Origin of the sequence: Plantactinospora sp. B5E13, from assembly GCF_039871775.1 — a bacterium.
GTDB lineage: Bacteria > Actinomycetota > Actinomycetes > Mycobacteriales > Micromonosporaceae > Plantactinospora.
Genome location: NZ_JBDPLT010000068.1, coordinates 1 through 24269 on the forward strand (window position 1 = coordinate 1; position 24269 = coordinate 24269).

General features: G+C 73.0%; 21 protein-coding genes, 5 tRNA genes and 1 pseudogene. 6 read left to right on the plus strand and 21 right to left on the minus strand.

What is annotated here, in order from left to right; genetic code table 11:
* Positions 1 to 58 precede the first annotated feature (58 nt).
* From ABGB05_RS34330 to ABGB05_RS34345, 4 genes are all read right to left on the minus strand, one after another.
* Positions 59 to 1471, minus strand: a complete 1413-nt coding sequence (locus ABGB05_RS34330; protein WP_347658145.1) for an MFS transporter — start codon at positions 1469 to 1471, stop codon at positions 59 to 61.
* A 668-nt stretch (positions 1472 to 2139) separates the two neighbouring features.
* Positions 2140 to 2799 carry a GerMN domain-containing protein gene (locus ABGB05_RS34335; RefSeq protein ID WP_347658146.1) on the minus strand — a complete coding sequence of 220 codons (660 nt, stop codon included), beginning with the start codon at positions 2797 to 2799 and terminating at the stop codon, positions 2140 to 2142.
* The gene (locus ABGB05_RS34340) at positions 2796 to 4151 is read right to left on the minus strand and encodes a HAMP domain-containing sensor histidine kinase (protein WP_347658147.1); all 1356 of its coding nucleotides are present in this window, start codon (positions 4149 to 4151) and stop codon (positions 2796 to 2798) included. The genes ABGB05_RS34335 and ABGB05_RS34340 overlap by 4 nt, the downstream gene beginning before the upstream one ends.
* Positions 4148 to 4822 (minus strand): response regulator transcription factor, encoded by a 675-nt coding sequence (locus ABGB05_RS34345; protein WP_347658148.1) that lies wholly within the window; start codon positions 4820 to 4822, stop codon positions 4148 to 4150. The genes ABGB05_RS34340 and ABGB05_RS34345 overlap by 4 nt, the downstream gene beginning before the upstream one ends.
* 169 nt (positions 4823 to 4991) lie before the next feature.
* On the opposite strand from ABGB05_RS34345, the gene ABGB05_RS34350 reads away from it, so the two are divergent.
* Together ABGB05_RS34350 and ABGB05_RS34355 are read left to right on the plus strand one after the other, a co-directional pair.
* Entirely contained in the window at positions 4992 to 5387 is a 396-nt protein-coding gene (locus tag ABGB05_RS34350) for an STAS domain-containing protein (RefSeq protein ID WP_347658149.1), read from the plus strand.
* Positions 5388 to 5500: 113 nt separating this feature from the next.
* The gene (locus tag ABGB05_RS34355; RefSeq protein ID WP_347658150.1) at positions 5501 to 6274 is read left to right on the plus strand and encodes an STAS domain-containing protein; all 774 of its coding nucleotides are present in this window, start codon (positions 5501 to 5503) and stop codon (positions 6272 to 6274) included.
* A 23-nt stretch (positions 6275 to 6297) separates the two neighbouring features.
* Here ABGB05_RS34355 and ABGB05_RS34360 read toward each other — a convergent pair whose 3' ends face one another.
* From ABGB05_RS34360 to ABGB05_RS34390, 7 genes are all read right to left on the minus strand, one after another.
* The gene (locus ABGB05_RS34360) at positions 6298 to 8262 is read right to left on the minus strand and encodes a copper resistance CopC family protein (protein WP_347658151.1); all 1965 of its coding nucleotides are present in this window, start codon (positions 8260 to 8262) and stop codon (positions 6298 to 6300) included.
* Between the two features lie 128 nt (positions 8263 to 8390).
* Positions 8391 to 9272: a fructosamine kinase family protein gene (locus ABGB05_RS34365; RefSeq protein WP_347658152.1), complete on the minus strand. Its 882-nt coding sequence runs from the start codon at positions 9270 to 9272 to the stop codon at positions 8391 to 8393.
* 329 nt (positions 9273 to 9601) lie between these two features.
* Positions 9602 to 9674 (minus strand) — tRNA-Val (locus tag ABGB05_RS34370).
* Positions 9675 to 9719: 45 nt separating this feature from the next.
* Positions 9720 to 9792: transfer RNA gene (locus ABGB05_RS34375), tRNA-Asn, on the minus strand.
* 1 nt (position 9793) lies between these two features.
* Positions 9794 to 9867, minus strand: a tRNA-Glu gene (locus ABGB05_RS34380).
* 5 nt (positions 9868 to 9872) lie between these two features.
* Positions 9873 to 9944 (minus strand) — tRNA-Val (locus ABGB05_RS34385).
* Between the two features lies 1 nt (position 9945).
* A tRNA-Met gene (locus tag ABGB05_RS34390) sits at positions 9946 to 10017 on the minus strand.
* Positions 10018 to 10619: 602 nt separating this feature from the next.
* Here ABGB05_RS34390 and ABGB05_RS34395 point away from each other — a divergent pair.
* Positions 10620 to 11780 (plus strand): alkaline phosphatase PhoX, encoded by a 1161-nt coding sequence (locus tag ABGB05_RS34395; protein ID WP_347658153.1) that lies wholly within the window; start codon positions 10620 to 10622, stop codon positions 11778 to 11780.
* Positions 11781 to 11850: 70 nt separating this feature from the next.
* Here the strand turns inward: ABGB05_RS34395 and ABGB05_RS34400 are convergent, their stop codons facing one another.
* Entirely contained in the window at positions 11851 to 12501 is a 651-nt protein-coding gene (locus tag ABGB05_RS34400) for a MauE/DoxX family redox-associated membrane protein (protein ID WP_347658154.1), read from the minus strand.
* A 65-nt stretch (positions 12502 to 12566) separates the two neighbouring features.
* Between ABGB05_RS34400 and ABGB05_RS34405 the strand changes: the two genes are divergently transcribed.
* Entirely contained in the window at positions 12567 to 13016 is a 450-nt protein-coding gene (locus ABGB05_RS34405; RefSeq protein ID WP_347658155.1) for a S26 family signal peptidase, read from the plus strand.
* Between the two features lie 329 nt (positions 13017 to 13345).
* Here the strand turns inward: ABGB05_RS34405 and ABGB05_RS34410 are convergent.
* A pseudogene (locus ABGB05_RS34410) lies at positions 13346 to 14488 on the minus strand (ABC transporter ATP-binding protein); the annotation flags it as partial.
* Positions 14489 to 15028: 540 nt separating this feature from the next.
* Entirely contained in the window at positions 15029 to 16012 is a 984-nt protein-coding gene (locus tag ABGB05_RS34415; RefSeq protein WP_347658156.1) for an NAD(P)-dependent alcohol dehydrogenase, read from the minus strand.
* A 113-nt stretch (positions 16013 to 16125) separates the two neighbouring features.
* On the opposite strand from ABGB05_RS34415, the gene ABGB05_RS34420 reads away from it, so the two are divergent.
* Positions 16126 to 16842: a TetR/AcrR family transcriptional regulator C-terminal domain-containing protein gene (locus ABGB05_RS34420; protein WP_347658157.1), complete on the plus strand. Its 717-nt coding sequence runs from the start codon at positions 16126 to 16128 to the stop codon at positions 16840 to 16842.
* Positions 16843 to 16957: 115 nt separating this feature from the next.
* Here the strand turns inward: ABGB05_RS34420 and ABGB05_RS34425 are convergent, their stop codons facing one another.
* From ABGB05_RS34425 to ABGB05_RS34450, 6 genes are read right to left on the minus strand one after another with little or no spacing between them, the layout of a single operon-like run.
* The gene (locus ABGB05_RS34425; RefSeq protein ID WP_347658158.1) at positions 16958 to 17791 is read right to left on the minus strand and encodes an S-methyl-5'-thioadenosine phosphorylase; all 834 of its coding nucleotides are present in this window, start codon (positions 17789 to 17791) and stop codon (positions 16958 to 16960) included.
* Between the two features lie 37 nt (positions 17792 to 17828).
* Positions 17829 to 18275 carry a hypothetical protein gene (locus ABGB05_RS34430; RefSeq protein WP_347658159.1) on the minus strand — a complete coding sequence of 149 codons (447 nt, stop codon included), beginning with the start codon at positions 18273 to 18275 and terminating at the stop codon, positions 17829 to 17831.
* A complete protein-coding gene (locus ABGB05_RS34435; RefSeq protein WP_347658160.1) occupies positions 18272 to 19453 on the minus strand; it encodes a molybdopterin-dependent oxidoreductase in 1182 nt (393 codons plus the stop codon). Before ABGB05_RS34435 ends, ABGB05_RS34430 begins: the two co-directional genes overlap by 4 nt.
* Positions 19450 to 20166, minus strand: coding sequence for a methyltransferase domain-containing protein (locus ABGB05_RS34440; protein WP_347658176.1), 717 nt, complete (start codon positions 20164 to 20166; stop codon positions 19450 to 19452). Before ABGB05_RS34440 ends, ABGB05_RS34435 begins: the two co-directional genes overlap by 4 nt.
* Positions 20166 to 20846 (minus strand): DUF2064 domain-containing protein, encoded by a 681-nt coding sequence (locus ABGB05_RS34445; RefSeq protein ID WP_347658161.1) that lies wholly within the window; start codon positions 20844 to 20846, stop codon positions 20166 to 20168. Before ABGB05_RS34445 ends, ABGB05_RS34440 begins: the two co-directional genes overlap by 1 nt.
* Positions 20843 to 21520, minus strand: a complete 678-nt coding sequence (locus tag ABGB05_RS34450; RefSeq protein WP_347658162.1) for a glycosyltransferase family 2 protein — start codon at positions 21518 to 21520, stop codon at positions 20843 to 20845. The genes ABGB05_RS34445 and ABGB05_RS34450 overlap by 4 nt, the downstream gene beginning before the upstream one ends.
* Before the next feature lie 149 nt (positions 21521 to 21669).
* Between ABGB05_RS34450 and ABGB05_RS34455 the strand changes: the two genes are divergently transcribed.
* Entirely contained in the window at positions 21670 to 23154 is a 1485-nt protein-coding gene (locus ABGB05_RS34455) for a hypothetical protein (RefSeq protein WP_347658163.1), read from the plus strand.
* On the opposite strand, the gene ABGB05_RS34460 is transcribed toward ABGB05_RS34455, so the two are convergent.
* A complete protein-coding gene (locus ABGB05_RS34460; RefSeq protein ID WP_347658164.1) occupies positions 23137 to 24210 on the minus strand; it encodes an NAD-dependent epimerase/dehydratase family protein in 1074 nt (357 codons plus the stop codon). The genes ABGB05_RS34455 and ABGB05_RS34460 overlap by 18 nt on opposite strands.
* Positions 24211 to 24269: the final 59 nt, after the last annotated feature.

Sequence of the window (24269 nt, forward strand, 5' to 3'; positions counted from 1 at the left end):
CCCCGCCCGCCGTGCCCGGGGGGGCCGGGGGCCCCGCCCCCCCCCGGGCACGTCGGCGTCAGTCCCTGCGGGGCTCGCCGGTCGTCTCGTCGGGCCGGCCCTCGTCCACCGTCGCGGCGCCCGGTGCTGCGGCGACGACCGTCTCGGCCTCCGCGGCCGGCGCCGTCGCGACCTGCTCGGAGTCGTCGTCCGGCGACGGCGGTACCTCGCGCAGCGCCGGGATGTTCGACAGCAGCAACGGCAGTACGGCCAGGACGGCGCCGACAGCCGCCACCCACAACGCGCCCCGCAGCCCGATCACACCGGCGAGGAAGCCGCCGACCAGTGCGCCGACGGTGCCGAGTCCGTACATCAAGGTACGCATCGCCGCCGTCATCCGGCCCAGCAGTCGGTTCGGCGTGACGGTCTGCCGCAGGCTGATCGCGACGACGTTCGCCACGCCGATACCGAGTCGCATGAAGAAGAACGCCCCGCAGATCATCAGTGCCTCGACGAGGTCCGGGCCGGACGCGGCCGGGATGAGCAGCGGGCCGCAGTACCCGACGATCACGGAGACGAGGTACACCCGCCCGATCGGCAGTCGGCGGGTCAGCGGACCCGCGATGACCGATCCGATCAGGCCGCCGATCGCGCTGAGCGAGAGCACCACACCGATCATCCCGGCGCCGAAGTTCAGCGTCCGCACCGCGTAGATCAGGAAGACCGCCTCGATGAACATGTAGCAGAAGTTGTAGGCCGAGCCGATCGTGGCGATCACCCGCAGGTAGGGGTTGCCGACGACAAACCTCAGGCCCTCGAGCACCTCCTCGCCGAGGTGCCGCTTGGTGGTCGGTGTGACCGGCTCCGGTTCGACGCTCTTGATCATCATCAGGGACACGGCGGAGACCAGGTACGTGACGGCGTCGATGATCAGCACCACGGGCGCGGTCAGGATCTGGATCAGCACCCCGGCGAGGCCCGGTCCGCCGAGTTCGGCGGCGGAGTAGCTTGCCCCGACCCGACCGTTCGCTTCCACCAGGTGTTCCTTCTTGACCAGCGACGGTACGTACGACATCCAGGAGACGTCGAAGAGGACCGTGCAGACGCCGATCAGCAGGGCAACCACGAAGAGCACCGGCATGCTGAGCATGTCGGTGGCGGCGAAGGCCGGGATCAGCAGGATCAGACCGGCCCGGATCAGGTTGGTCGCGATCATGATCGGTCGGCGGCGGCGCCGGTCGACCCAGACACCGAGCAGCAGGGCGAGGAAGAGGAACGGAACGAATTGGACGAACCGGAGCAAGCCCAGCTGTTCCGGGCCGGCCTCGAGCACCAGCACCGCGGTCAACGGCAGCGCGAGCGCCGTTATCTGGGCGCCGACCAGTGACACGGTCTCACCGAACCAGAATTTGGTGAAGTCGGTGTTGTGCCAGAGCGAGGGCGGCTTGGCGGCAGGGTCCGCCGAGGGCTGGGCCGCGTCTTTGATGGTCAAGGGTCAACCTCCGGGGGCGATCGATCGACACGCCGGACCTCGGTGTGACGGCGCCGATGGTCCGAGTTGGCCTGCGACGTGGACATGTGGTGCGGCGGAAGGCGTTCCGGGAAGATGTCCGGTGGTACGGCTGCGTGGCCGGACTCCGCGGGAGAGACGTCGACGGGCAGGGACAGACGTCATACCAGCCGATCGACCGCGCCAGACAGTAGCTTACCTTTGGCTCTCGGTAGAGGTAGCCCCGTTCTGTGGTCGGCTTCGCCGGGGGTGCTCGCGACCGGCGCGCTCGCCGTACGTCGACCGGGCTGAATACGGATCCGGGGTCGTTGGTGGCGTGAGAGGAGCGCCCGAGGGGCCGCCGACACCGCCGGAACACGGCTGATCGCGGGCCTGCGTGTCCACGGTGTGTCCGTCCGGCGTCGTGGTGGCGGAGTCAGCGGCGAGCCGACGGGCCTGCCGTATCGGCGGCCCGTCGAGGTCGACTGTGGTCGCCGTGCCGTGCCGTGCCGCGCCGGCCGACGGTTGCCGTCCGACGCGACGACGGCCACCGCGCTTCCCGGAATCCGCGCGAGGACCGCGGTCGTGGCCGCGCGACGACGGCCACCGCGCTTCCCGGAATCCGCGCGAGGACCGCGGTCGTGGCCGACCCGGCCGGCCTCCGGCCGCGATCATCGGGGGGCTAGCAGGTCCGCGTAGTCCGCGTCGGTCAGCGGGGTACGCGACAGCGAACCGTCGGCACGGGGGATGCCGACCGCGTCGCCGTCGTGCCGGAACGTGACCCGGTCGACGTCGGGATGCGTGGTCAGGGTACGGACGACCTGCCCGAAGGCCAGGATCTCGTCGTTGCGTCCGGTGCCGGACAACCCTTCGCCGATGTCGACCATCGCCTCGCCGTTGACCACGTGCAGCCCGAGGACGCTGTCCGGCCCAGTCAGCGCGCTGGTCAGCCCGGCGCGCTGTTCGGTGTCGTCCGGGCCGGCCAGCAGCAGGTCGAGCAACGCGGCGGCGGACAGCGGTACGGGTACCCGACGGACCACCGGCACGAGCAGGCTGTCGCGGACGAGGTAGAGCCGCTGGGCGACGGAACCGGGCCGGGTCGGCAACGGTGTGGGGGAGGGGGTCGCCTGGACCGCCCCGGGAGGCGGGTCGACCGGCCGGGGTGACGTCTCGACCGGCACACCACAACCGGCGAGGAGCACAACCCCGGCGAGGAGTGTGCGACCGGCCCGGCGGACGACCCCGGCGAGGAGTGTGCGACCGGCCCGGCCGAGGGAACCTGGTCCGGTGCGGCGGCCGGTGGGGGCCGACGTCGGGCGGAGACGACTCATCCGGCGACCTCCGGCAGCTCGACCCGGAAACGGGCCCCTCCGCCCGGTCGGTCCCGTACCTCGACGTGCCCGCCGTGCGCCGCGGCGTGCTGGGCCACGATCGCAAGACCGAGACCGGTCCCACCGCCGTCACCCCGGGCCCCGGCGGTTCCGCCACGGACGAAGCGGTCGAAGATCACCTGTTGCTGGTCGGCCCGTACGCCGGGACCCTCGTCGTCGACCTCGATGTAGTAGCGCCCGTCGACCCTGCCGAGCCGGACCGCCGACGGCCCGCCCCCGTGCGCGCTGGCGTTGTCCAGCAGGTTGCCCAGAACCTGTTCGATCCGTCGCCGGTCAACGACCCAGGGCTGCTCCCGCTCTCCGCCGGGTTCGAGAAGACTCTCCGGCAGATGCCGCGAGCGGCACACCTGTCGGACGAGACGGCTGACGTCGACCGCGCGGCGGTCGGCGGGCTGGTCACTGCGAGCCAGTTCGAGCAGGTCGTTCACGAGCTGCTGGAACCGGGCGACCTCGTCGGCGACCAGGCCGGCGGCGGTGCGGGTGCGCTCGTCGAGGTCGTCGCGGTGCCGGGTGAGCACGCTCGCCGCGGCGGCCAGCGTCTGCAGCGGCGAACGCAGTTCGTGGCTGACGTCGGCGGCGAACCGGCGGTCCCGCTCGATCCGCCGGGAGAGCTGGTCGACCATGTCGTTGAACGAGCTGGTGAGCTGGGCGAGGTCCGGTTCGGCCGCCGCGTCGAGCCGGGCGGTGAGGTCGCCGTTGGTGATCTCACGGGCGGCGTCGGCCACCGACCTGATCGGCCGCAGGGTGTACCGGGTCGCGTACCAACCGAGACCGGCACCGGCGGCGGCCGTGATGATGGCGACCAGGGTCAGCACCAGCCCCAGGACCCGCAGCGTGTGATCCAGTTCCTTCAGGTAGTCGATATGGTAGAAGGCGGTCGATCGGGACAACGGCACCCCGACCACGACGGCGGGCTGTCCCTCGGCCCGTACCCGTTGTTTGGCCGGCCTTCCCCCGGCCACGACGTCCTGCAGGGCCTGCGGGATCGCCTCGGTGATGCCGGCGTCCGCGTTGCGGGCGTACCAGATGCCGTTGCGACGTAGCACGGTGCGTCGGGTCTGGCCGGTGTCCAGCGATCGGAGCGTCTCGCCGACGTCCGGCCGGTCCGTGCCGAGACGGGTCCGGATCACCGCCGCCTCCAGGTATGCCGCCCGCACCGCGTTGCGCTCCCGGTCCTCGAGCAGCGAGGACCGGGTGATCTGGTACGAGACCAGGGCCATCGTTGTCGACAGGAGCAACGCGCCGGCGGCGAATCCGACGGTCACCCGGGTACGCAGCCCGGCCCGGTTCATCGCTGGAGCCGGTAGCCCAGACCGCGGACGGTGACCAGGTACCGGGGAGCGGCGGAGTCCACCTCGATCTTCTGTCGTAACCGGCCCACGTGAACGTCGACCAGGCGCTCGTCTCCGACGGCGTAGTCCCAGACCCGCTCGAGGAGTTGCTGGCGGCTGAGCACCCGGCCGGCGTGGTGGGCGAGTTCGCAGAGCAGCCGGAACTCGGTGCGGGTCACCGGTACGGGTTGCCCGCGCAGCCGTACCTCGCCGGCTTCGGGCACCACCTCCAACTCGCCGAAGGTCAGCGCCGGCACCGGTGCCAGGGTCGCCCGTGACCTGCGGCGCAACGCCCGCAACCGGGCCGACAGTTCCTTGATCGCCACCGGTTTCACCAGGTAGTCGTCGGCGCCCGCCTCCAACGCCGCGACGATGTCGTGGGTGTCGTCCCGGGCGCTGACCACCACGATCGGGACACCGTCGGTACGCCGTAGCTCCCGGATGCACTCGTAGCCGTCGACCCCCGGCAGCATCAGGTCGACCAGGACCGTCTCCGCCGGGTGGCGGCGCTGCTCGAGGATGCCCTCCTCCGCCGTCGCCGTGCCACGGACGGTGTAGCCCTCGTCCTGGAGCGCGAGCACCAGTGACAGCCGGATGCGGTCGTCGTCCTCGATCACCAGCACACCTGTCATCCCGCCATCATGCGTGCCGACACCCTGACCGGGAAAATCGCCGCTGCCGGCTCGGTGTCGAGGCGCCCGGCGAGGGCCGGGTTGTCATGGAACTGTCACAGGTCCGTCGAGGCGTCGCAGAACCCGCCCGGCAGGCTGTTCTCCAACCGACGACGGGGGAGGAGATACGGTGTCCGAGTTCACCCACGGGGCGATTGACGGTGTCCGGAGCGACGCCGTGAACGCCTCGACGGTCGAGTTGACCGTCGCCGGTCGGCTCGACCAGGCCGTGGTGCCCCGGGTGGGTCCGATGTTCGACCGGGCGCTCGAGCAGCGACCCGCCCGGATCGTGCTCGACGTGACGGACTGCCACTACGCCGACGCCGCCGGGATCGGGTTGCTGCTCGACCTGCACCGGCGTAGTCGCCGGGCCGGCGGCAGGTTGGAACTGCGGGCCCCGTCGGCACGACTCCGCCGGCTGTTCGAGATCGCCCGCGTCGACCAGGTTTTCCAGATCGAGTCCGACGCCCGGACCCCGGACCCGGATCCGGTCCGGGTCATCGGCACGGCCCGACCACCCGGCTAGCCGTACCCACCGCCCATCAGGCATTGCTCGCCCCCATGAGGTGCATGGCAGGGCCGGCATCGGTTCGAGCCGGTCCTGCCATGCACCGGGCCCCTTCCGCCGGGGAGTGCGATATGACGGTCGTACCTGGCCCCGACAACCAGCCACCGGTGCTGGTCTGCGACCACTGTGGTCGGACTGCTCCGGGCCAGGACGGGGGCAACCTGGATCCGCGGCTCGTGTGGCCGGTGCTCACCGAGTACGGCTGGGCCGGTTCACCGTTCGCCGCCGGACCGCACGAATGTTCGAGCTGTACGGCGGGCCGGGCCGTCCGGATCGTCGCGACCGGTTCCGTCGTCGAGTCCGGTCGGGTCGTCGGGTACGGGCCAGGTGCTGTCGCGGCCGGGGCTGGCCGGGGTGGCGGCAGCGAGCGCGCCCACGGCCGGGTGCTCCGGGTCGAGTGTCGCGACGGTATGGCGGTGGTGAGGCTCGCCGTCGACCTGGACGTGCGGATCGCCGAGATACTGCGGCAGGCTCTGGTGACGGTCGGTGCGGTGTGCTCCCGGGTTGTCCTCGACCTGGCCGACGTCGGGTTGATCGACTCGGCTGGTCTGGGCGCGCTGGTCCGGGCCCACCGGGCGCTCGACCGTGGTGGTGTCACACTCTGTCTCGCCGCGCCGTCGTGGTATCTGGTGGCCGTGCTGCACACCATGGGCCTCGGCGGGGCCTTCGGCACTTACGCCGACTCCGGCGGGCTGCCTCGCGGTCAACCCACCCGGCCCCCGGGCGCCCGGGCGCCGACCGCCAGCCACCCGGCGGTCTGTGTCCCCGGTACGGAGGCTGACCAGCCCTGTCGTCCCCGGCCACCGACCGGCGGATGCGTACCGTCGCCGTCGTCGGGGGTGTAGCTGGCCGGCATCGGCTCGGGAACTCATCCGGTGAGGACGAACGTGAACTCGGCCGTGCGTACCGTGTCGTCCGACCGGAACTCGAGGAAGGCGCGGTAGCGCCCGACGCTGGGCGCGGTGAGCCAGAAGCTGACTGCTCCGCCGGAAAGTTCCGGTTCCGGGTGTACGTGCACGTAGCCGAGGTCACCCTCGCGGATCACGACCAGGTGCCCGTATGCGCCGAGGTGGCGCTGGAGCTGGTCGGTGACGGGGGTGCCGTCTCGGCTGATCCGGAACAGCAGGGGAGTGGAGACGCCGAGTTGCGGGGCACCGTCCACCGTCACGACGTACGGGCCGGTGGTCGCCTGGGTCTGCGGCGCGGGCAGGTCGGCCGGGCGGGCCGCGCCGGGTGCCTGGTGGTCGACGCCGAGCACGAGCGGCAGGTTGGTGCCGTCTGGGGTGATCACCGTGAAGTCGGCGTACACCCGGTAGGCACCGGGTTCGGGCAGGTCGAGGGAGACCGTCCAGCGGCCGTCGGGAGCCATCTCCGGATGCACGTGCTGGAAGCCGGTCAGGTCACGTCGGACGACGACCAGGTGCAGCGGCTTGTCGTGTACGACCGCGTACCGGGTGGCCGGCTGCCGGTCCGGACCGATGATCCAGAACGTGTAGTCGGCGGCCCGTCCGGCCTCCTGGGACCGCCGTCCGGGTTCGAGGGTGTAGCCCGCGTCGCTGACCGCCAGCCCGCCGGCCTCGGCCGGGCCCTCGCCGGGATGGCTGTGCGCGCCGGTGCCGGGGGCGTGCGCGTGCTGGCCCGGCAGCGCGACCGGTCCCGGATCGCCGGTCGGCGCGGTCGGTGCCGGGCGTGCCTCTCCCGCCGTGGTACGACCCAGTCCGAACCCGCCGACCAGGGCCAGGACCAGCAGACCGGCGACAACAACGGTCCGGTTGGTACCGCCAGCGGTGACGCCCCGGCGGACCGGCGGGTCCCGGTCCGCCACTCCGGTCGTGCCGGTCGACGTCGTGGGCGTCTTTCCCGGGGCCGGGGTGACCTTTCCGGTGACCGGCTCAGCGGCCGGGGTGACCGGCTTTGCAGCCGGGTTGACCTTTCCGGCGGCCGGGGTGACCAGCTTCGCGGTTGTTTTCGGCACCGTACGGGTGCCGGCACCACCCGAGCGTGGGACACCACCGGAACCCGCCGGGCCGCGACGGCCGGGCCGCGACCTCCCGCCGGAACCGGAACGCGACGGCCGGACACCGCCGGCACGCCCGGTGGCCGGGGCACCCCACCGCCGCCAGCCGACGAACGCGGCGGCGACCGCGACGAGCGCCACCAACCAGGCGGCCGCCAGCGGCCAGTCGAACCCGTCGTCTCCGCCGCCAACGGCGGCCGGTGGTACGGCCGGGGGTGTCGAAGCCGGCACGACGGCGTCCCCGGTCTGCCCGGTCGCCGGTTGGCCGTGCCCCTCGGCTGCCGCCAGCAGCTCCGGTGCCGGCTGGTTCGTCGGCGGGGACCAGCCCTGCGGCACCTCGCCGCCCGGTCCGGTGTAGCGGAACCGTAGGGTCCCTCGCACCGTGTCCCCGTCCGAGGCGACGGTGAAATAGTTGACGGTGTACTGGCCGGCCGCCGGCCAGTGTGTCACCAGGACCACCGCCGGGAAGCCGACCGTGTAGTGCTGTGGCTCGAATTTGCCGTCCACCAGCAGGTACTCCGTCACCGGCTTGGCCAGTTGCTTCGGCTCGCCGTGTCGCCAGCTCCCGTCGAGACGTCCGCCGTCCGGTCCGGTCACCGTGAAGTACGCGTACGACGCGGGCCGTTCCGTGAAGTACAGCTCGACCTCGGACAGCGGGGTGGAGACGCTGGCCCCCTCGGCCGGGTTGGACATTGCCAGGGTGCCGTGGGCCGCCGCCGGTGGCGCGGGCGTCAGCAGCACCGCGGCTGCCGCCGTCAGGGCGAGGGCCAGCAGCCCGGCGAGTGGACGACGGGCGGACAGCAGCCGGACACGCATTGACACATGATCACAACAGTGATCGGAACTTCACAAGAGGTGGCCAACTGATGGGCGCTGGCGTCGGCCACGGTGAGGCGGTGGGGCGCTGTGGTGAGCGCGCGGGCCGCCGTCGGTCGGACTGCCGGTCAGGTACGGGTCCGGAACGGGGCGAGCGTGGCCCGGATCTGGTCCGCCGCTCCCCAGTCGTCGTCGAACTGGGCCAGTACGGCGAGGTGCTGCCGGAGCTGGAGGATCGGCATGCGGGCCCGCCAGTCGGCATCGAGCGAGGTCAGCTCCGCGTAGACCGCGAAGAACCGGTCCGCCTCGGGCGGGGGCGCGGTGGTCCACAGGTGGGCGAGGTCCACCTCGGCCCACTGGTAGGAGACGGCCGGGTCGATCAGCGCGGGTCGCCCGTCCGGTGTGGCCAGGACGTTCTGCGCCCAGAGGTCGCCGTGTGTCAGGCAGGCCGGCCGGTCCGGCAGCAGTTCGGGCAGCCGGTGGCACAGCCGCTCCAGCGCCGCCCGGTCGCCCTGGTCGAGGGCCGCGTCGACGCGGGGCTGCCCGAGCCAGCGGAGCAGCCGGTGCTGGGCGAAGAACACGAAGCCGTCGTCGTTCCACGTGTTGACCTGGCGACGGCGGCCCAGCCAGTTGTCGCGGTGCCAGCCGAATCGGGAATGGGTCGTCTCCAGGTGCAGGCGGGCGAGTGTGTGCGCGAACTGTTCCCAGAAGGTCCCGCTGCGGGGCCTCGGCCGCAGCACAGACAGGACGAGAAGTTCCCGGTCCGCCAGGATCACCTCGGGTGTCGCCACTCCGCCGAGTTCGCGTAGGGCGGCCAGCCCTTCGGCCTCCGCGACGAAGACGTCGTCGGCCGGCGCGTCGACGAAGGCCTTGACGAACACCGGGGGTGCGTCCCGGCGGGTGGCCGTGCCCGCGACTGCCGCGAGCCCGCCTGTCGCCGGTTCCACCGTGACGACGTCGCGGATGCCGGACCGGACCAGGCGCTCCAGGAGAAACGTGGCCGAAGCCATCAGCGGTGGCCTCGCCGTACCCAGGTGTCTGCCCGCGTGACTCCGCGTGGTGCGATGCCCGGCCCCGGCCGGGTCCGGACGGTCGCACCGCCGGGCGGCGCCTGGCGACCTCCCGGGAGTGTGCCGTCGGCTCGCACGCTTTCCCCCTTCGTCGACCCGGGCCCTCCTGTCGGTGGCCGGAGCGTACCGTCTTCCGGCAGCGGCAGCGGCACCGGACCGGGTGGAGATGGAGTCCATAGTGGATGGCACTCGAGGCCGCACCGGGATTCGAACCGGCGACATCCGGGACCATAACCCGGCGCTCTGACCAGACCGAGCCACCGCCACCGTGCCCGTGCCTGGGGTCGAACCAGGGACCTCCTCGGTGTGCACGATGCGCTGCTCCCGCTGAGCTACCCGGGCGAGGCGGAGACGTGTGCGGGCGAACGCGCACCGCCCCGTCACCAGCTCCCACAGCTGGACTCGAACCAGCACCTTGACGGTTAACAGCCGTCTACCCTACCGGTTGGGCGACGTGGGAATGGTCGCGCGTGCGGGACTCGAACCCGCTTCATGGGCTTGAAAGACCCAGGGCCTACCCATAACCGAACGCGCGGTGTGTGTCCCGAGGAGGATTCGAACCTCCGACCCTCGGCCTGTCGAGCCGATGCTCTCCCACTGAGCTACCAGGACGTGGCGGGAGCCGGATTTGAACCGGCGATCTCCGGATTATGAGACCGGCGCTCTGGCCGAACTGAGCTACGCCCCTGTGTGTCTGGTGCAAAACAACAGAAAAGCCGCCCGATCCCTGTCCGGGTGGGCGGCTCCGCGTCTCGCGTTGGAGACTATCCGGGCCGCCTGCCCTGCTTCTCGTTGCCATTCCCGTAGGAGACCGACCCGGTGTGGGGCATGCCGGCCTCGTGCGGCGAGGTACACCGCCGTGCTTCGAGGTTGGCTTTCCATACCATTGCCGGTGATCTCCTTCGAGCGCTTGCTTGTCGTCGACAGTAAATGCCCGGCGCCCGCGCGGCAACGGTATTTCCGGGCCCGCGTGGGCCACCTCCCCGGTCGGTCGCGGACGTGCGGCGACTCGTTCTCGGCGACGGGGACGAGGTCGTCACCGGGTCCGGGCGCCGTCGGTCGGCCTCGTGAGGCGTTCGCCGTGCGGGTCTCAGAGGTGGCGAGGGCTGATCCGCCCGTCGGCACCGGCACCGGCGTCGGCCCCGACGTCGGCCCGGCCCGGCCCTCCGGACGCGGCCGGGTCGGACCTGTTCGTCGGTCCATCGACAACAGCCGTTCACGAATCCCCCGACCACTGGACAGCACGGATCGATACGGTGCCCGGACCCCCCACAAAGGAGGTCCACGATGGATCGACGAAACATGCTGCGCGCGACGGTGCTCGGGGCCGGCGCGGTGGCGTTGCCGTTCACCGCCTGGTCGGCGGCGTACGCCGCACCGGCGCAGAACGCACCCGGCCCGTACGGTCCACTGCAGCCGGCCAACAGCCACGGCATCCAACTTCCGGCCGGCTTCACCAGCCAGATCGTCGCCCGCTCCGGGCAGGTCGTCCCCGGCACCTCGTACACCTGGCACAACGCGCCCGACGGCGGGGCGGTGTTCGCCAACGGCAGCGGCTGGGTCTACGTCTCCAACTCGGAGACCAGCGCCGGCTCCGGTGGCGGTGCGTCCCGGATCGTCTTCGACGCCAACGGGACCGTCACCGGTGCGTCCCGGATCCTCTCCGGCACCAACAACAACTGTGCGGGCGGCCGGACGCCGTGGAACACCTGGTTGTCCTGCGAGGAGGTCAGCCTCGGCCGGGTGTGGGAGACGTACCCGCTCGGCGGCGCCGCGGTCGTCCGCCCGGCGATGGGCCGGTTCAAGCACGAGGCCGCGGCGGCCGACCCGGACCGGCGGGTCATCTACCTCACCGAGGACGAGACCAACGGCAAGTTCTACCGCTTCGTGCCGAACACCTGGGGTGACCTCTCCACCGGCACCCTGCAGGTGATGGTCGCCGGAAGCGGTACCTCCGGCTCGTTCAGCTGGGCCACCGTGCCCGACCCGGACGGCTCGCCGACCGCGACCCGGTCGCAGGTCTCCGGCGCCAAGTCGTTCAACGGCGGCGAGGGCTGCCACTACTCCGACGACCGGGTGTGGTTCACCACCAAGGGTGACAACCGGATCTGGCAGCTCAACCTCACCACCAACACCTACGAGCTCGCCTACGACGACAACCTGGTCAACCCCGGTCCGGCACCGCTGACCGGCGTCGACAACATCACCGGTTCCAGCTTCGGCGACCTCTACGTCGCCGAGGACGGCGGCAACATGGAGATCTGCGTGATCACACCGGACGGCCGGATCTCGGTGTTTCTCCGGATCACCGGTCAGAGCTCGTCGGAGATCTGCGGTCCCGCCTTCACCCCGGTCGGCAACCGGCTGTACTTCTCCTCCCAGCGCGGCACCTCGGGCTCCTCCTCCGGCGGCATCACGTACTGCGTCACCGGGCCGTTCCGCACCTGACCCCGCCGTACGCCACCGGGTCGCGGTCGGGTCCGCCCCCACGCCAGCCGGCCCGGAGGTCGCACGAGGCTCAACCGCCCGGCCCGCCGCCCCGTGGGGTGGTACCCCGACGGGCCACGCCCATCGACGGGACGGCGGGCCGGAACAGGGCGACGAGGTCGTCGAGGCGGACCACGACGAGCGCGCCCAGCACGGCCAGCGGTACCGACACCACGGCGGCTCCGGCCGTCGCGCCGGGGTCCACGAGTGCGGCGTACCCGCCGGTCCCGGCGATCACGGTCAGTACGACGTTGCGGACGAGATGGTGCCGGCCGAACGGGGCCGTCGTGGCCTCCCCGAAGCAGCGGCAGGATGCCGAGGTGCCACGACGCAGTACCGTCGCGACCGTCACCGTGAACCCCAGCAACAGGGCTGCCGCCAGGGCGAATCCGACCGTGCTCAGCGCGGGTCCGACCCCGGTCACGGGGGATCCGGCCGAGGCCGTCGCGGCGCCGGGCGGTGGCACCGGCAGCAGCGGAACCAGCAGCAGCGGGGGCACCGCCGTCTCGGCCGCCACCACCGCCCCGGCCACCGGAACGACCAGCCGCGCCGGCAGCAGGTCCATCGTCCGCAGCGAGTCGGCGAACGCCCGGAACGCGTGCCGTCCGGTCAGCTTGCCGGCGGCCGACGCCAGGAAGACCAGGGCCAGCAGACACCGGCTGAACCACAGCACGTACGACATGTTCTCCCATCTCCGGCCGACGTCCGCCGTTATCCGATGCCCCGGTGCTCGGTTACCGTGACGCCGTGCCCGAACCCACTCTGCTGATCGTCGCCGGCGCGATCGTGGCGCTCGGGATCGCCGTGCTGGTCGCCCGTGCCGTTCTCCAGGTCGTCGGGGTGAACGGGGACAGCATGACCCCGACCTACCAGGAGGGGGACCAGCTCCTGGTGCTCCGGCGGGGATTCCGGCGCCGGTTGCGGGTCGGCGCCGTTGTCGTCTGTCTGCCGCCGCCCGGCATCCGGATCACCGCGGGCGACGGCGACGCCCCCACCCAGCTGTTGGTCAAACGGGTCTCGGCGCTGCCGGACGGGCAGGTCTACGTCCTCGGCGACGCGCCACGGCACAGCCTCGACTCACGGGCCTTCGGTGCCCTCGCGCCGGAGCTGGTGCGGGGCGTGGTCCTGCGCCGACTGCGGGCCGCCCGGTCATCGCCCGGCGGACACGACGTCACGTCCCGGCAGCAGGCCGGATAGCTGGGCGGCGTTGTTGCTGACCCCGGGCACCCGGCCGTCGGTGTCGACCTGTCGGAGGCGCCCGGTTCCTCGGCCGTACCGGACGCCCCGGGGACGTAGCCCGCCGCCTGGGTCCGGAACAGCGTGGCGTACGTGCCGTCGGCTGCCAGCAGCTCCTCGTGCCGGCCCGCCTCGACAACCCGGCCACCGGACAGCGCCACGATCAGGTCGGCGTCCCGGAGGGTCCCCAACCGGTGGGAGATCAGCACACTGGTCCGGCCGGCCCGGTACCGGCGCAGCCGGAGCTGGATGTCCCGTTCGGCCTCGGCGTCCAGGCCGGCACTCGGCTCGTCGAGGATGAGCAGGTCCCGTGCCTCGGGCAGGACGGACCGGGCGATCGCCACCCGCTGCCACTGCCCGCCGGAGAGCAGCACCCCGGTGTCCGCCGGGTCGCCGTCCAGTTCGAACACCCGGGAGAGCATGGTCGCGTACCCCCGGGGCAGCGACTCGAGGGTCTCGTGGATGCCGGCCCGGCGGGCGGCGTCGGCGATCCGGGCGCCGTCCTCGACGCGTACGTGGTCCGGGCCGGCCGGGTCGACGTCGCCGAGCCAGATGTTCTCCGCCGCCGTCAGGTCGTAGGTCATGTAGTCCTGGAACACCGCGCCGATCCGGGCCCGTAGCTCGGGCACGGACAGTTCACGCAGGTCGACGCCGTCCCACCGGATCGCGCCCCGGGTCGGGTCGTAGAACCGGCACAGCAGCTTGACAAGCGTGCTCTTGCCGGCGCCGTTGTGGCCGACCAGGGCTACCGCCTGTCCGGACGGGATGAACAGGTCCACGCCCCGCAACACCCACGGGTGGTCCGGACCGTAGCGGAACCAGACGTCGCGGAACTCGATGCCCCGCCGCAACGGGGGAACCGGTCGCGGCCGGGCCGGTTCCGGCAGGTCCGGTGGGCAGTCGACGACCTGCTCGTAGTGCCCGAGCAGCAGCATCGCCTGGTGGATGCCGGCGACATGGTCGATCAGGGTGGTCAGGCTGCTCTGCACCCCGGCGACGTGGATGCCGGCGACATGGTCGATCAGGGTGGTCAGGCTGCTCTGCACCCCGGCGACGGCGGCGATGAACACGGCCACGTCGCCCACGGTGAGTCCGCCGGAGCGCGCGGTCGCGACGGCCCACACCAGGCCGCCCCCGGACAGCGCCGCGCCCAGTACCGCGAGCAGTGCCTGGACCCGGACCTCCCGGCGGTCGTGGCTTCGGCGGGCGGCGCTGGCCGCGCCCAACTCGGCGAGCATCCGGCGGCGGAACAGCCCACCCAGGCCCAGCAGACGTATCTCCTTGGCCGCCGACAGGCTGGTCAGCAGGCCGGCGTAGAACATCTCCCGGCGCTCGCCCGGCCCGATCTCCCACAGCAGGTTCGCCCGCCGCCGACTCAGCCGCAGTTCGGCGACGAGTACGGGTACCCCACCGGCGGCGACCAGCACGGCCATCACCGGGCTGATCACCACCAGCGTGCCGAGGAAACCGGTCAGCAGCACCCCGCCCTGCACCAGGCCGAGCAGGCCGTCGACGCAGCGGCCGGGTCCGTCCCGCCCGGCCTGCTCGGCGAGCCGGAGCGTGTCCTGGAACGCCGGCTCCTCCAGCCGGCGTAGGCCGTGGAGGCGATCGGTCGCGGCGTACAGCTGGTCGAGCGCGACGAGGGCGGCCGCGCGGCCGAGGTCCGCCCGCAGGTAGTTCGTCAGGTGCGGGACCAGGGCCAGACCGACCGAGACCGCCGCCAGCGCGGTCGCCACCTCGAGGAGCGCCCCGCCGGAGGGGTTGGTGACCCGGTCGAGGACAAGTTTGGTGAGCCAGGCCGCCAGCACCGGGAGCGCCCCCGCGATCGGCGCGAGGAGCACGTACGCCGTCAGTTGGCGCGGCCGGCCCGCCAGACCACCGTGACGGCCCGGCCGGCCCGGGCGATGCCGATCATGGCGCGAGGCTATGGACGCCACCTACAGGAGTGGCTACAGCGCCGGTACAGCCGGCGGTCAGATGGTGATGACGACCTTCGCCCGGGCGTGTTCCTCTTCGAGGTACCGGATGGCCCGGGGCACCTCGTGCAGCGGGTAGGTCCGGTCGATGACCGGGGTGAGGCGACCGTCTTCGGCGTGGGCGCGGAGCGTGTCGAGGTGCCGCCGGCTGGGTGCCGTCTCGAGGATGGCGATGCGCTGTCGGACGAAGGGCGCCAACAGTCGTCCGCGTGCGATGAGCCGGACCGGTCCGAGGAGACTGCCGCCGCGGTAGACACCGCCGCCGGAGAGGATCAGTGTCCCGGTCGGGGACAGCGCCCGCCGGAGCGCGGTGAGCGAGCGGTTGCCGACCAGGTCGAGGACGACGTCGTGGCGGCGGGCGTGGCGGGTGAAGTCGTCGCGGGTGTAGTCCACGACGTGGTCGGCGCCGAGGGAACGGACCAGGTCGACGTTGCGGGTGCTGCACACTCCGGTCACGGTGGCGCCGAGCGCCGTGGCCAGTTGGACGGCGAGGGTGCCGACACCGCCGGAGGCGCCGTTGACCAGCACGGAGTGACCCGGCTGGACCCGGCCGACGTCGCACAGTCCCATCAGCGCGGTGACCCCGGCCAGCGGCAGGGCCGCCGCCTGCTGCGACGTCAGGTTCGCCGGCTTCGGCGCGACCAGGCTCTCGGGCACGCAGACGTACTCGGCGAAGGCGCCGTTGGCGTCGCCGAGGTCGCCGAAGACGGCATCGCCCGGGCGCACCTGTCGGACGTCGGCGCCGACGGCCTCCACCCGGCCGGCGAAGTCCCGGCCACGGATGCGGGCGCGGGGTCGGGACCGGCCCATCGCCAACCGCGCGATCCGGGGGTCGCCCCGCATGGCGTGCCAGTCGTACGCGTTGAGCGCGGCGGCCTCGACCCGTACCCGCACCTCGTCGGCGGCCGGCACCGGGGTGTCGACGTCCGCGAGGGTGAGTGTCTCCGTCGGGCCGTACCGGTCCTGGACGATCGCCTTCATTGTGTCCTCCCTTAGGTGTACGGCGTACACCTCACGTCAGTCACGATAGGTGTACGCCGTACACCTGTCAATGCGGTTATGGTTTCCAGGCACCCGGAAAGACGAGGAACGAGATGGCTGAGCAGGCTGGAACGCTGCGCCGGACGCCGCTGAGCAGGGACCGGATCCTGCGCGCCGCCGTCGTGCTCGCCGACGGCGCCGGGATCGAGTCGTTGAGCATGCGCAACCTCGCCCAGGACCTGCGCGTCGTGCCGATGGCCCTCTACAAGCACGTGGCCAACAAGGACGAACTGCTCGACGGCATGATCGACGTGGTGGTCGGGGAGATCGACCCGTTGCTTGCCGACGCCGACTGGAAACCCGCGGTCCGCGCCCGCATCCTCTCGGCACGGCAGATGCTGCGGCGCCACCCGTGGGCGGCGCTGGCGATCGAGTCACGGAACATGGCGACCCCGGCCATCCTCGGCTACCTCGACTCGATGGTCGGGGCGTTGCGGGCCGGCGGTTTCTCCGCCGACCTGGCCCACCACGTGATGCACGCGATGGGCAGCCGGATCCTCGGCTTCAGCCAGGAACTGTTCGACGCCTCCCGCCGCGCCGGCCGGTCCGGCGTGACCGAACCGGAGCCGCCCGCGCCCCTCCCACCGGAGGTCGCGGCCCGGTTCCCGCACCTCGCGGAGATCGCCACCGCCGCGTCCCACGACGACGGGTCCGTCGTGGGACAGGGCTGCGACGACCAGTTCGAGTTCGAGTTCGCGTTGGACCTGCTGCTCGACGGCCTCGACCGGCTACGGCAGCAGGGCTGGACGTCGGCCCACCGATTCCATTGAGCCGGCCGGTCCACGGCCCGGCCGGCCCGACCCGCCTCCGGGTTCCGGGTACGGCCGACCGCGGCCCGGCCGGGTCCGACGTGCGTGCGGCCCGGAACACGGCCGGGGTCCGACGTCAGGGCAGCGTGATGCCGGTGCGTACGCCGTCCAGAGCGTGGCTGCACAGGCAGTCCCGCGGCCCGTCCGGCAACGCCGTCACCACGTCCACGAGCAGTTCCCGCAGGCGGCTGACGCTGCGCCCGAACACCGCGAACACCTCCTCCTGGGTCACCCCGTCACCGACCTCGACCCCGGAGTCGAGGTCGGTGACGAGCGAGACGGCGGTGTAGCAGAGCGCCAACTCCCGGGCCAGCACCGCCTCGGGATGCCCGGTCATCCCGACCACGGACCAGCCCTGCGCGGCGTACCACCGGGATTCGGCCCGGGTCGAGAACCTCGGCCCCTCGACGACCACCATCGTGCCGCCGTCGACCGGCTGCCAGCCGCCGGCGCGGGCGACGTCGAGCACCGTCGCCCGTCCGACCGGACAGTACGGGTCGGCGAACGGGACGTGGACGACGCCGGGCACCTGGCCGTCCGGCCGTCGCCGCCCGTCGTAGTAGGTCTGGACCCGTCCACTGGTCCGGTCGACGAGCTGATCCGGTACGACGAGGGTGCCGGGCCCGTATCCGGGCCGCAGCCCGCCGACGGCCCCCGGGGCGAGTATCCGGCGTACCCCGACCGCGCGCAGCGCCCAGAGATTCGCCCGGTGGTTGATCCGGTGCGGCGGCACCCGGTGACCACGACCGTGCCGGGGCAGGAACGCCACCCGACGACCGGCCACCTCGCCGACGGCGAGCGCGTCGCTGGGCTGCCCGTACGGGGTGTCGACCCGCACCTCGACGACGTCGTCGAGGAACTCGTACAGGCCAGAGCCGCCGATGACGCCGATCTGCGCGTGGTGCGTCACGTCTTCTCCACGGATAGAAGGGGTGGGGGCGGGGGTGTCAGCCGCGCCGGGTGCGATCCCGCACGGCACGCCGGACCCGACCCGGCACGGCGCGTCGGAGGCGGGGCCCGGCGAGCAGGGCGACGGCCACCACGACCCAGAGCAGGGTCAGCCAGACGGTGAGCCCGGCCAGGTAGTCGCGGTCCTGCAGACCCGGGTTGGGCGGCGCGGCGGCCGGCCGCCAGAGCAGCGGTACGGCGACGAGCAGCAGCGTCGCGCTGGCCACCAGACCGGCGGTGATCCAGCGCCGGCGTCTCCGGTGGGGGACCAGCCGGGCCAGGACCAGCCCGACCAGGCCGACCAGCGGGGCCACCAGCACGTCGTGCAGCAGCGGCCCGGCGACCAGCCACGGCAGGGCCGACCCGAACTCCGGCCGCAGCGACCATCCCCCGTACGCCACCGCCGCGACGCCGAGGACGAACAGCAGGACCCGGGTCGTCCTCATCCGAGCACCTCCAGTCGGGCCACCCACTTCGTCTGGAGCACACCGGGGCGGCTCGGCGCGATGATCCGGCAGGGGTAACCGTGGTCGGGATGCAGCACCTCGCCGTTGATCCGGAGCGCGAGCAGCGTCAACGGGTCGGTGGCGTGCCGGGCCGGCAGGGTGCTCGCCGAGTAGAGGCCGGCGGCCTCGAGCGACGAGACCCGTACCGGGTGGCCGGTCGGCGCCCCGGAGTGGGTGAGCAGGTCGACGACGGATACCCCGGTCCAGTTCGCGGACGCGCTCCAGCCCTCGACACAGGCGATCGGAAGGTCGGCGGTGCGCTGCGGCAGCGCCGCCAGGTCGGCCAGCGACAGGGTGCGCCGGCCACCCGGCCAGACGACCTCGAGCCGCCAGTCGGCCGGGACCACGATGCCGGCCGCCGCCGAGGTGCGGTTGACCGGTACCCCCTGCGGACCGGTGGCGGAGCGCCAGGCCAGTGGGGAGATCCGCCGCAGCGCCGGCACGGTGACGCCGGCGGTGGCCAGCACGGCGACCCCGGCGGCGCCGGCCGACGTACGCAGGAACGCGCGCCGCCCGGACGCGGCCGGGTCCGGCTCACGGTCGGGCATGGCCGGATCCGGCTTGCCGTCCGGCCCGGCCGGTCGCCGGTCGCCCCGTCGCCACGCCGTCCGGGCGACCGGCAGTTTCACCGCGACGTGCACCAGCAGCGCGCCGATCGCCAGCCAGGCCACCGCGTGGTGCGCGGCCGGGAAGAAGAACCGCCACGGGTACGACTGCGCCACGTTGAAGATCCCGGTGACCAGCTCGAAGAAGGCCGCGCAGACCAGCACCAGGATGGACACCCGTTCGAGTCCGTGCCCGACCAGCCGGACCGGCCGACGCAGCGGTGGACGGACGAACAGTCGCGGATACACACTCCAGAGCTTCGCCAGCAGCAGCGGCACGGCGGCGATCCCGGAGAGCACGTGTGTGCCCTGGGTGATCCGGTACAGGTTGACCGGGCGGGTCGGCCAGTCGAACCAACCCGGCGGATGCTGGATGTTGTGGCTGAGCAGCCCGGTGACGAAGCAGAGTCCGAAGGCGATGCCGAGCCAGAGCCCGAGCCGGGCCGCCACCCGTGGTGAGTGCGCCGGTGCGGTGAAGTCCTCGGGTACGGGTACGCGTGGGAGCCGGATCATCCGCGCACCAGCTCGGCGAAGCGACGGGAACCGGAGCGGAACGTCTCGACGACACGCAGCCCGGCGCTGGCCGCGACCGCGTCCACCGCCTCCACCCCGAGCCGGGCCCAGTGGAAGACCGGCCCGGTGTGCGGTCCGTCCTGACCGGGTACGTCGGAGGCGACGTGCGCCTGTCCCCGCCAGAGCCCGGTACCCGGCGGATCCAGCTCGACCAGTACGGTGCCGCCGGCGCGGAGCAGCGCACCGCAGCGACGGAGCAGCCGGACGGGATCACCGCCGATGCCGATGTTGCCGTCGATGAGCAGGGCGTGCGCCCACCGTCCCTCCCCGGGCAGCGGGTCGAACAGGTCGCGCCGCAGCGCCGACACCCCACGGAGCCGGGCCAGCCGGACCGCCTCGGCGGAGATGTCCACGCCCAACGCCACCGCGCCACGCCGGGCGAGCGCGGCGGCCAGCCGACCGGGGCCACAGCCCAGGTCGATCGTCGGCCCGGTGCAGCGGGACACGACCGGTTCGACGGCGGGCTCCGGGGCGCCGTGCCAGCGCCACACCGGCAGCGGCGCCACCTGCCCGTCCGTCTGCACGAGCCAGTGTCCCGGGCCGACCGGGTCGGGTCCGGCCGGGGCGGCGCCGAGCGGAACGTCGAAGCCGTCGGGCCGCCGCTGCGCCGGGTCCACCGGCAGGTCGACCGGGTCGGTCGACCGGATGCTGATCATCGTTGTCCTCCGGCCAGCAGGGCGGCGGCCGACGCCCGTACCGCAAGGGCGAACCGGCCGTCGGGCACCTCGTCCGCGACCGCGAGCGCGGCCGGCCAGTCGTCGACGTCACGCAGGACCGGCAGGGGCGCCGGGCACAGCCCGCGACGCCGCAGCGCCGCCCGGGTGTGCCGGCCGGTGTCGCCGGTGGACATCCGGACCTCACGCAGCGCCGTCGCGTGACCGGGATCCCGCAGCCCGAGCGCCCACCAGCCGCCGTCGACCGCCGGGCCGAGCACCGCGTCGTACCCGGTGAGCAGGTCCAGCGCGGAGTCGAGCAGGTCCGGATTCAGTTGCGGGGTGTCCATGCCGATCTGCAGCACCGGCCGGCCCGGGAAGGCGTGCGCGGTGTCGGCGTACGCGTTGGCGAGCCGGTCGCCGAAGGTGCCACCACGTTGCGGCAGCAGGTGCCAGCCGGCCAGCGCGGCGGTCAGTTCCGACGCCCGTTCCGCGTCGGCGAACCGCCCGGTGGCGGCGAGCACCGGGATCGTGGCGGGGGTGGCGCGTACCGCCGCGACGGTGTCGAGCAGGGCCGCCGCCGCGATCCCGGCCGCCTGTCCGGGCGTCAGCGGGGGACAGAGCCGGGTCTTGGCCTGCCCGGCGACGGGTGCCTTCGCCACCACGAGCAGGACGTTCACCGGGCCGCTCCCACGCCGTTGCGCAGCACCGCGCCGAAGTCGCGGGTGGCGCGCAGGGTGCCCCGGACCGAGCCGGAGACCTTCGAGGTGGTGCCGGCGGTCCGGGGGGCGTACGGCACGTCCAGTTCGGTGATCCGCCAACCGGCCGCGGCTGCCCGGAGCAGCAGCTCCAGCGGGTAGCCGAAGGCGCGGTCGACGATCCCGAGCGCCAACAACGCGTCCCGTCGGGCGACCCGGACCGGGCTGATGTCGTACACCGGCACGCCCCGGCGGCGCAGCAGGGCGGCGACCAGCGCGTTGCCGGCCCGGGCGTGCCACGGCCAGGCCCGCGCCGAGACCGGCCGGCGGCGGCCGGCGACGAGGTCCGCCCGTCCGCCGCGCACCGGGGCGACGAGCGCCGGCAGCATCCGTGGGTCGAACGAGCCGTCCGCGTCGAGTACGCAGACCAGCTCCGCGTCCGCCGCGAGCAGTCCGGTGTGGACGGCGGCGCCGTAGCCGCGTCGGGACTCGTGCACGACCTGCGCGCCGTGGGCGGCCGCGATCTCCGGTGAGCCGTCGGTGGAGCCGTTGTCGACCAGGATGGCCCGGTAGCCGGCGGGAAGCCGGGTCAGCACCCCGGGCAGTGCGGCGGCCTCGTCCAGGCACGGCAGCACCACGTCGATCGTCGTCTGCATGGCGACGACGCTAGGTCGCCGGAGCGCCGCAACGGCTGCTCGGCGGCCTTACGGAACCCTTACGCCGCAGGCACTTCTTACGAACCGCTGACGTCGGGGCCGGATGCCTTCACACCGGCCGGCGACCGCCCGTAACGTCGCCCGACACCATGACCACCGTGACCCGGCCGGTACGACACCGGCGTGCCGATCTGCTCACCGTGATGGTCGAGGTGGCGCTGCTCGCCGCCGCGGTCGTCGTCGGCGTGGTCCTCAACCGACAGGGCGTACGCCTGTACGCGGACGCCGCGCCGCTCTACGCGACCTGGCATCCGCACCTCGGCTGGGGCACCCCGGCCGCGTTGCTGCTCGCCGGGTTGGTGGTGGTCAGGGGGCCGGCCTGGGCGGCCCGGGCCTCGTGGCCCCGGCTGCTCGTCACCGGCTACCTCGGCGCGCTCGCCTGGATCCTCTCGCTCGCCCTGGTCGACGGCTGGTCCACCGGTCTGACCCGCAGACTGACCCCGCAGGCGGAGTACCTCCACGAGGTGCCCGGGGTCACCGACATCGGTGCGATGCTGGCCGGGTTCAGCGCCCGGATCCTCGACTTCCAGCCGAACTCCTGGTCCACCCACACCGCCGGACATCCGCCGGGTGCCCTGCTGATCTTCGTCTGGCTGGACCGGATCGGGCTCGGCGGAGGCACCGCCGCCGGGCTTGCCTGCGTGGTGGTCGGCGCGACGGTGGCCGTGTCGGTGCCGGTGACGCTCCGGGCGCTCGGGGCCGAGGACGCGGCCCGGGCCGGGTGGCCCTTCCTCGTGCTCTTCCCCGGCGCGGTCTGGATCGGCGCCTCCGCGGACGGCATCTTCGCCGCCGTGGTCGCGGCCGGGCTGGCGATGTTGACGGTCGGCGGTCGGTGGGGTGCCGCGGCCGGCGGACTGCTGCTGGGTTTCGCGCTCCACCTGTCGTACGGGTTCGTGCTGGTCGGCGTGCTGGCGCTGACCGTGGTCGTGCTGCGCGGGCGGGACCGGACCGGGGTGCTGGTGGTCGCCGGTGCGGCGGTCGCGGTGGTCGTGGCGGCCTTCACCCTCGCCGGTTTCTGGTGGCTCGACGGTTACCACCTGGTTGTCCGCCGCTACTACCAGGGGTGGGCGGCCGAGCGGCCGTACGGCTACTGGGTCTGGGCGAACCTGGCGGCCCTGCTGCTCTCGGCCGGACCCGTGCTCGGTCCGGCGCTGCGCCGGACGGTGCGCGCCGCGCTGCCCCGCCGGAGCGCCGCCGTCCCGTCGCCGCCAACACCGGCGTCCACCGTTCCAGCGTCCACCGTTCCAGCGTCCACCGTTCCGGCGTCCGCTGTGCCGCCGTCGGCCGGGCCGCGACCGACAACACCGCCGGGCGGGCCGCGACGGCGGATGTCGGCCTGGCGGGAAGCGCTCGCCCGACCGGCGGTGGCGCTGCCACTCGCGGCGGCGGTGGTGGTGGTCGTGGCGGACCTCTCCGCGCTGAGCAAGGCCGAGGTCGAGCGGATCTGGCTTCCGTTCGGGGTCTGGCTGCTGGTCGCCGTGGCGCACCTGCCCGGTGGTCAACGGCGAGGGTGGCTGGCCGTGCAGGCGGCCACTGCCCTCGCCGTCAACCACCTCCTACTGACGGTCTCCTGAGAACGCAGCCGGGGCCCGCAGCGGTGCGGTGGCGAACGCGGCGACGCCCTCGGCGAAGCCGGTACGCGCGGTGAAGCCGAGCAACCGTGCCGCGCGGGCCGGGTCGGCGACGACGTGCCGCACGTCGGCCGCGCGTCCGCCGCCGACCACCAGCGGTGCCGGGCCCCCCAGCGCCGCTGCCAGTTCCGCCGCCAGCTCACCGACGGTGTGCGGCTCACCGGAGCAGACGTTCACCGGCACCAGCCCCTCGTCCGGCGGTGTGGTGGTCAACGCCAGCAGGTTGGCCCGCGCCACGTCGGTGACGTGTACGAAGTCGCGCCGCTGCCGCCCGTCCTCGAACACCCGTGGCGCCGTACCGGCGGCCAGCGCCGAGCGGAAGATCGAGGCGACGCCGGCGTACGGGGTGTCGCGCGGCATCCTCGGCCCGTACACGTTGTGGTAGCGCAGGGCCCATACCCTGCCGCCGGTCTGCCGGGCCCACGCCGCAGCCAGGTGCTCCTGCGCCAACTTCGTGGCGGCGTACGTGCTCCGTGGCTCCAACGGCGCGTCCTCGGGCACCAACTCCGACCGCAGATCGGCCCCGCAGACCGGACACGACGGCTCGTACCGCCCCGCGGTCAGGTCCGCCGTCCGCCGACCCGCCGGGCGGACCACCCCGTGCTCGGGGCAGCGGTAGCGTCCCTCGCCGTAGACCACCATCGAGCTGGCCAGCACCAGTTGGCGTACCCCGGTGGCGTGCATCGCGGCCAGCAGCGACGCCGTACCGAGGTCGTTGTGGTCGGCGTACCGGGGCGCGTCCGAGGGGTCCAGCCCGTGTCCGACCATCGCCGCCTGGTGACAGACCGCGTCCACCCCACGGAGCAGGTCGGTGAGCAGGTTGACGTCCTGCACTGCGCCGGTGACCAGCCGATGGCGTCCGGCCCAGTGCGGCGGGGTCCCGCCGTGTGCCTCGGGCAGCAGCGCGTCCACCGCGACGACCTCGTGTCCCTCGTCGGCGAGCAGGTCGGCGACGTGTGATCCGATGAACCCGGCGGCGCCGGTGACGAGAATCCGCATGCGCCGACGGTAGGAGCGACCCGACATCGCTGTCCGCCCGCGCGTCCAGCCGTAAGGAC

What these genes read in the sequence shown, in the direction of transcription:
- ABGB05_RS34340 (WP_347658147.1), bottom strand. Translation starts at nt 4,151, where the DNA reads ATGAACCGGGCCGGGCTGCGTACCCGGGTGACCGTCGGATTCGCCGCC.
- ABGB05_RS34360 (WP_347658151.1), bottom strand. Translation starts at nt 8,262, where the DNA reads ATGCGTGTCCGGCTGCTGTCCGCCCGTCGTCCACTCGCCGGGCTGCTG.
- ABGB05_RS34435 (WP_347658160.1), bottom strand. Translation starts at nt 19,453, where the DNA reads ATGATCCGGCTCCCACGCGTACCCGTACCCGAGGACTTCACCGCACCG.
- ABGB05_RS34450 (WP_347658162.1), bottom strand. Translation starts at nt 21,520, where the DNA reads ATGCAGACGACGATCGACGTGGTGCTGCCGTGCCTGGACGAGGCCGCC.
- ABGB05_RS34365 (WP_347658152.1), bottom strand. Translation starts at nt 9,272, where the DNA reads ATGGCTTCGGCCACGTTTCTCCTGGAGCGCCTGGTCCGGTCCGGCATC.
- ABGB05_RS34420 (WP_347658157.1), top strand. Translation starts at nt 16,126, where the DNA reads ATGGCTGAGCAGGCTGGAACGCTGCGCCGGACGCCGCTGAGCAGGGAC.
- ABGB05_RS34395 (WP_347658153.1), top strand. Translation starts at nt 10,620, where the DNA reads ATGGATCGACGAAACATGCTGCGCGCGACGGTGCTCGGGGCCGGCGCG.
- ABGB05_RS34460 (WP_347658164.1), bottom strand. Translation starts at nt 24,210, where the DNA reads ATGCGGATTCTCGTCACCGGCGCCGCCGGGTTCATCGGATCACACGTC.
- ABGB05_RS34345 (WP_347658148.1), bottom strand. Translation starts at nt 4,822, where the DNA reads ATGACAGGTGTGCTGGTGATCGAGGACGACGACCGCATCCGGCTGTCA.
- ABGB05_RS34415 (WP_347658156.1), bottom strand. Translation starts at nt 16,012, where the DNA reads ATGAAGGCGATCGTCCAGGACCGGTACGGCCCGACGGAGACACTCACC.
- ABGB05_RS34355 (WP_347658150.1), top strand. Translation starts at nt 5,501, where the DNA reads ATGACGGTCGTACCTGGCCCCGACAACCAGCCACCGGTGCTGGTCTGC.
- ABGB05_RS34400 (WP_347658154.1), bottom strand. Translation starts at nt 12,501, where the DNA reads ATGTCGTACGTGCTGTGGTTCAGCCGGTGTCTGCTGGCCCTGGTCTTC.
- ABGB05_RS34335 (WP_347658146.1), bottom strand. Translation starts at nt 2,799, where the DNA reads ATGAGTCGTCTCCGCCCGACGTCGGCCCCCACCGGCCGCCGCACCGGA.
- ABGB05_RS34430 (WP_347658159.1), bottom strand. Translation starts at nt 18,275, where the DNA reads ATGAGGACGACCCGGGTCCTGCTGTTCGTCCTCGGCGTCGCGGCGGTG.
- ABGB05_RS34455 (WP_347658163.1), top strand. Translation starts at nt 21,670, where the DNA reads ATGACCACCGTGACCCGGCCGGTACGACACCGGCGTGCCGATCTGCTC.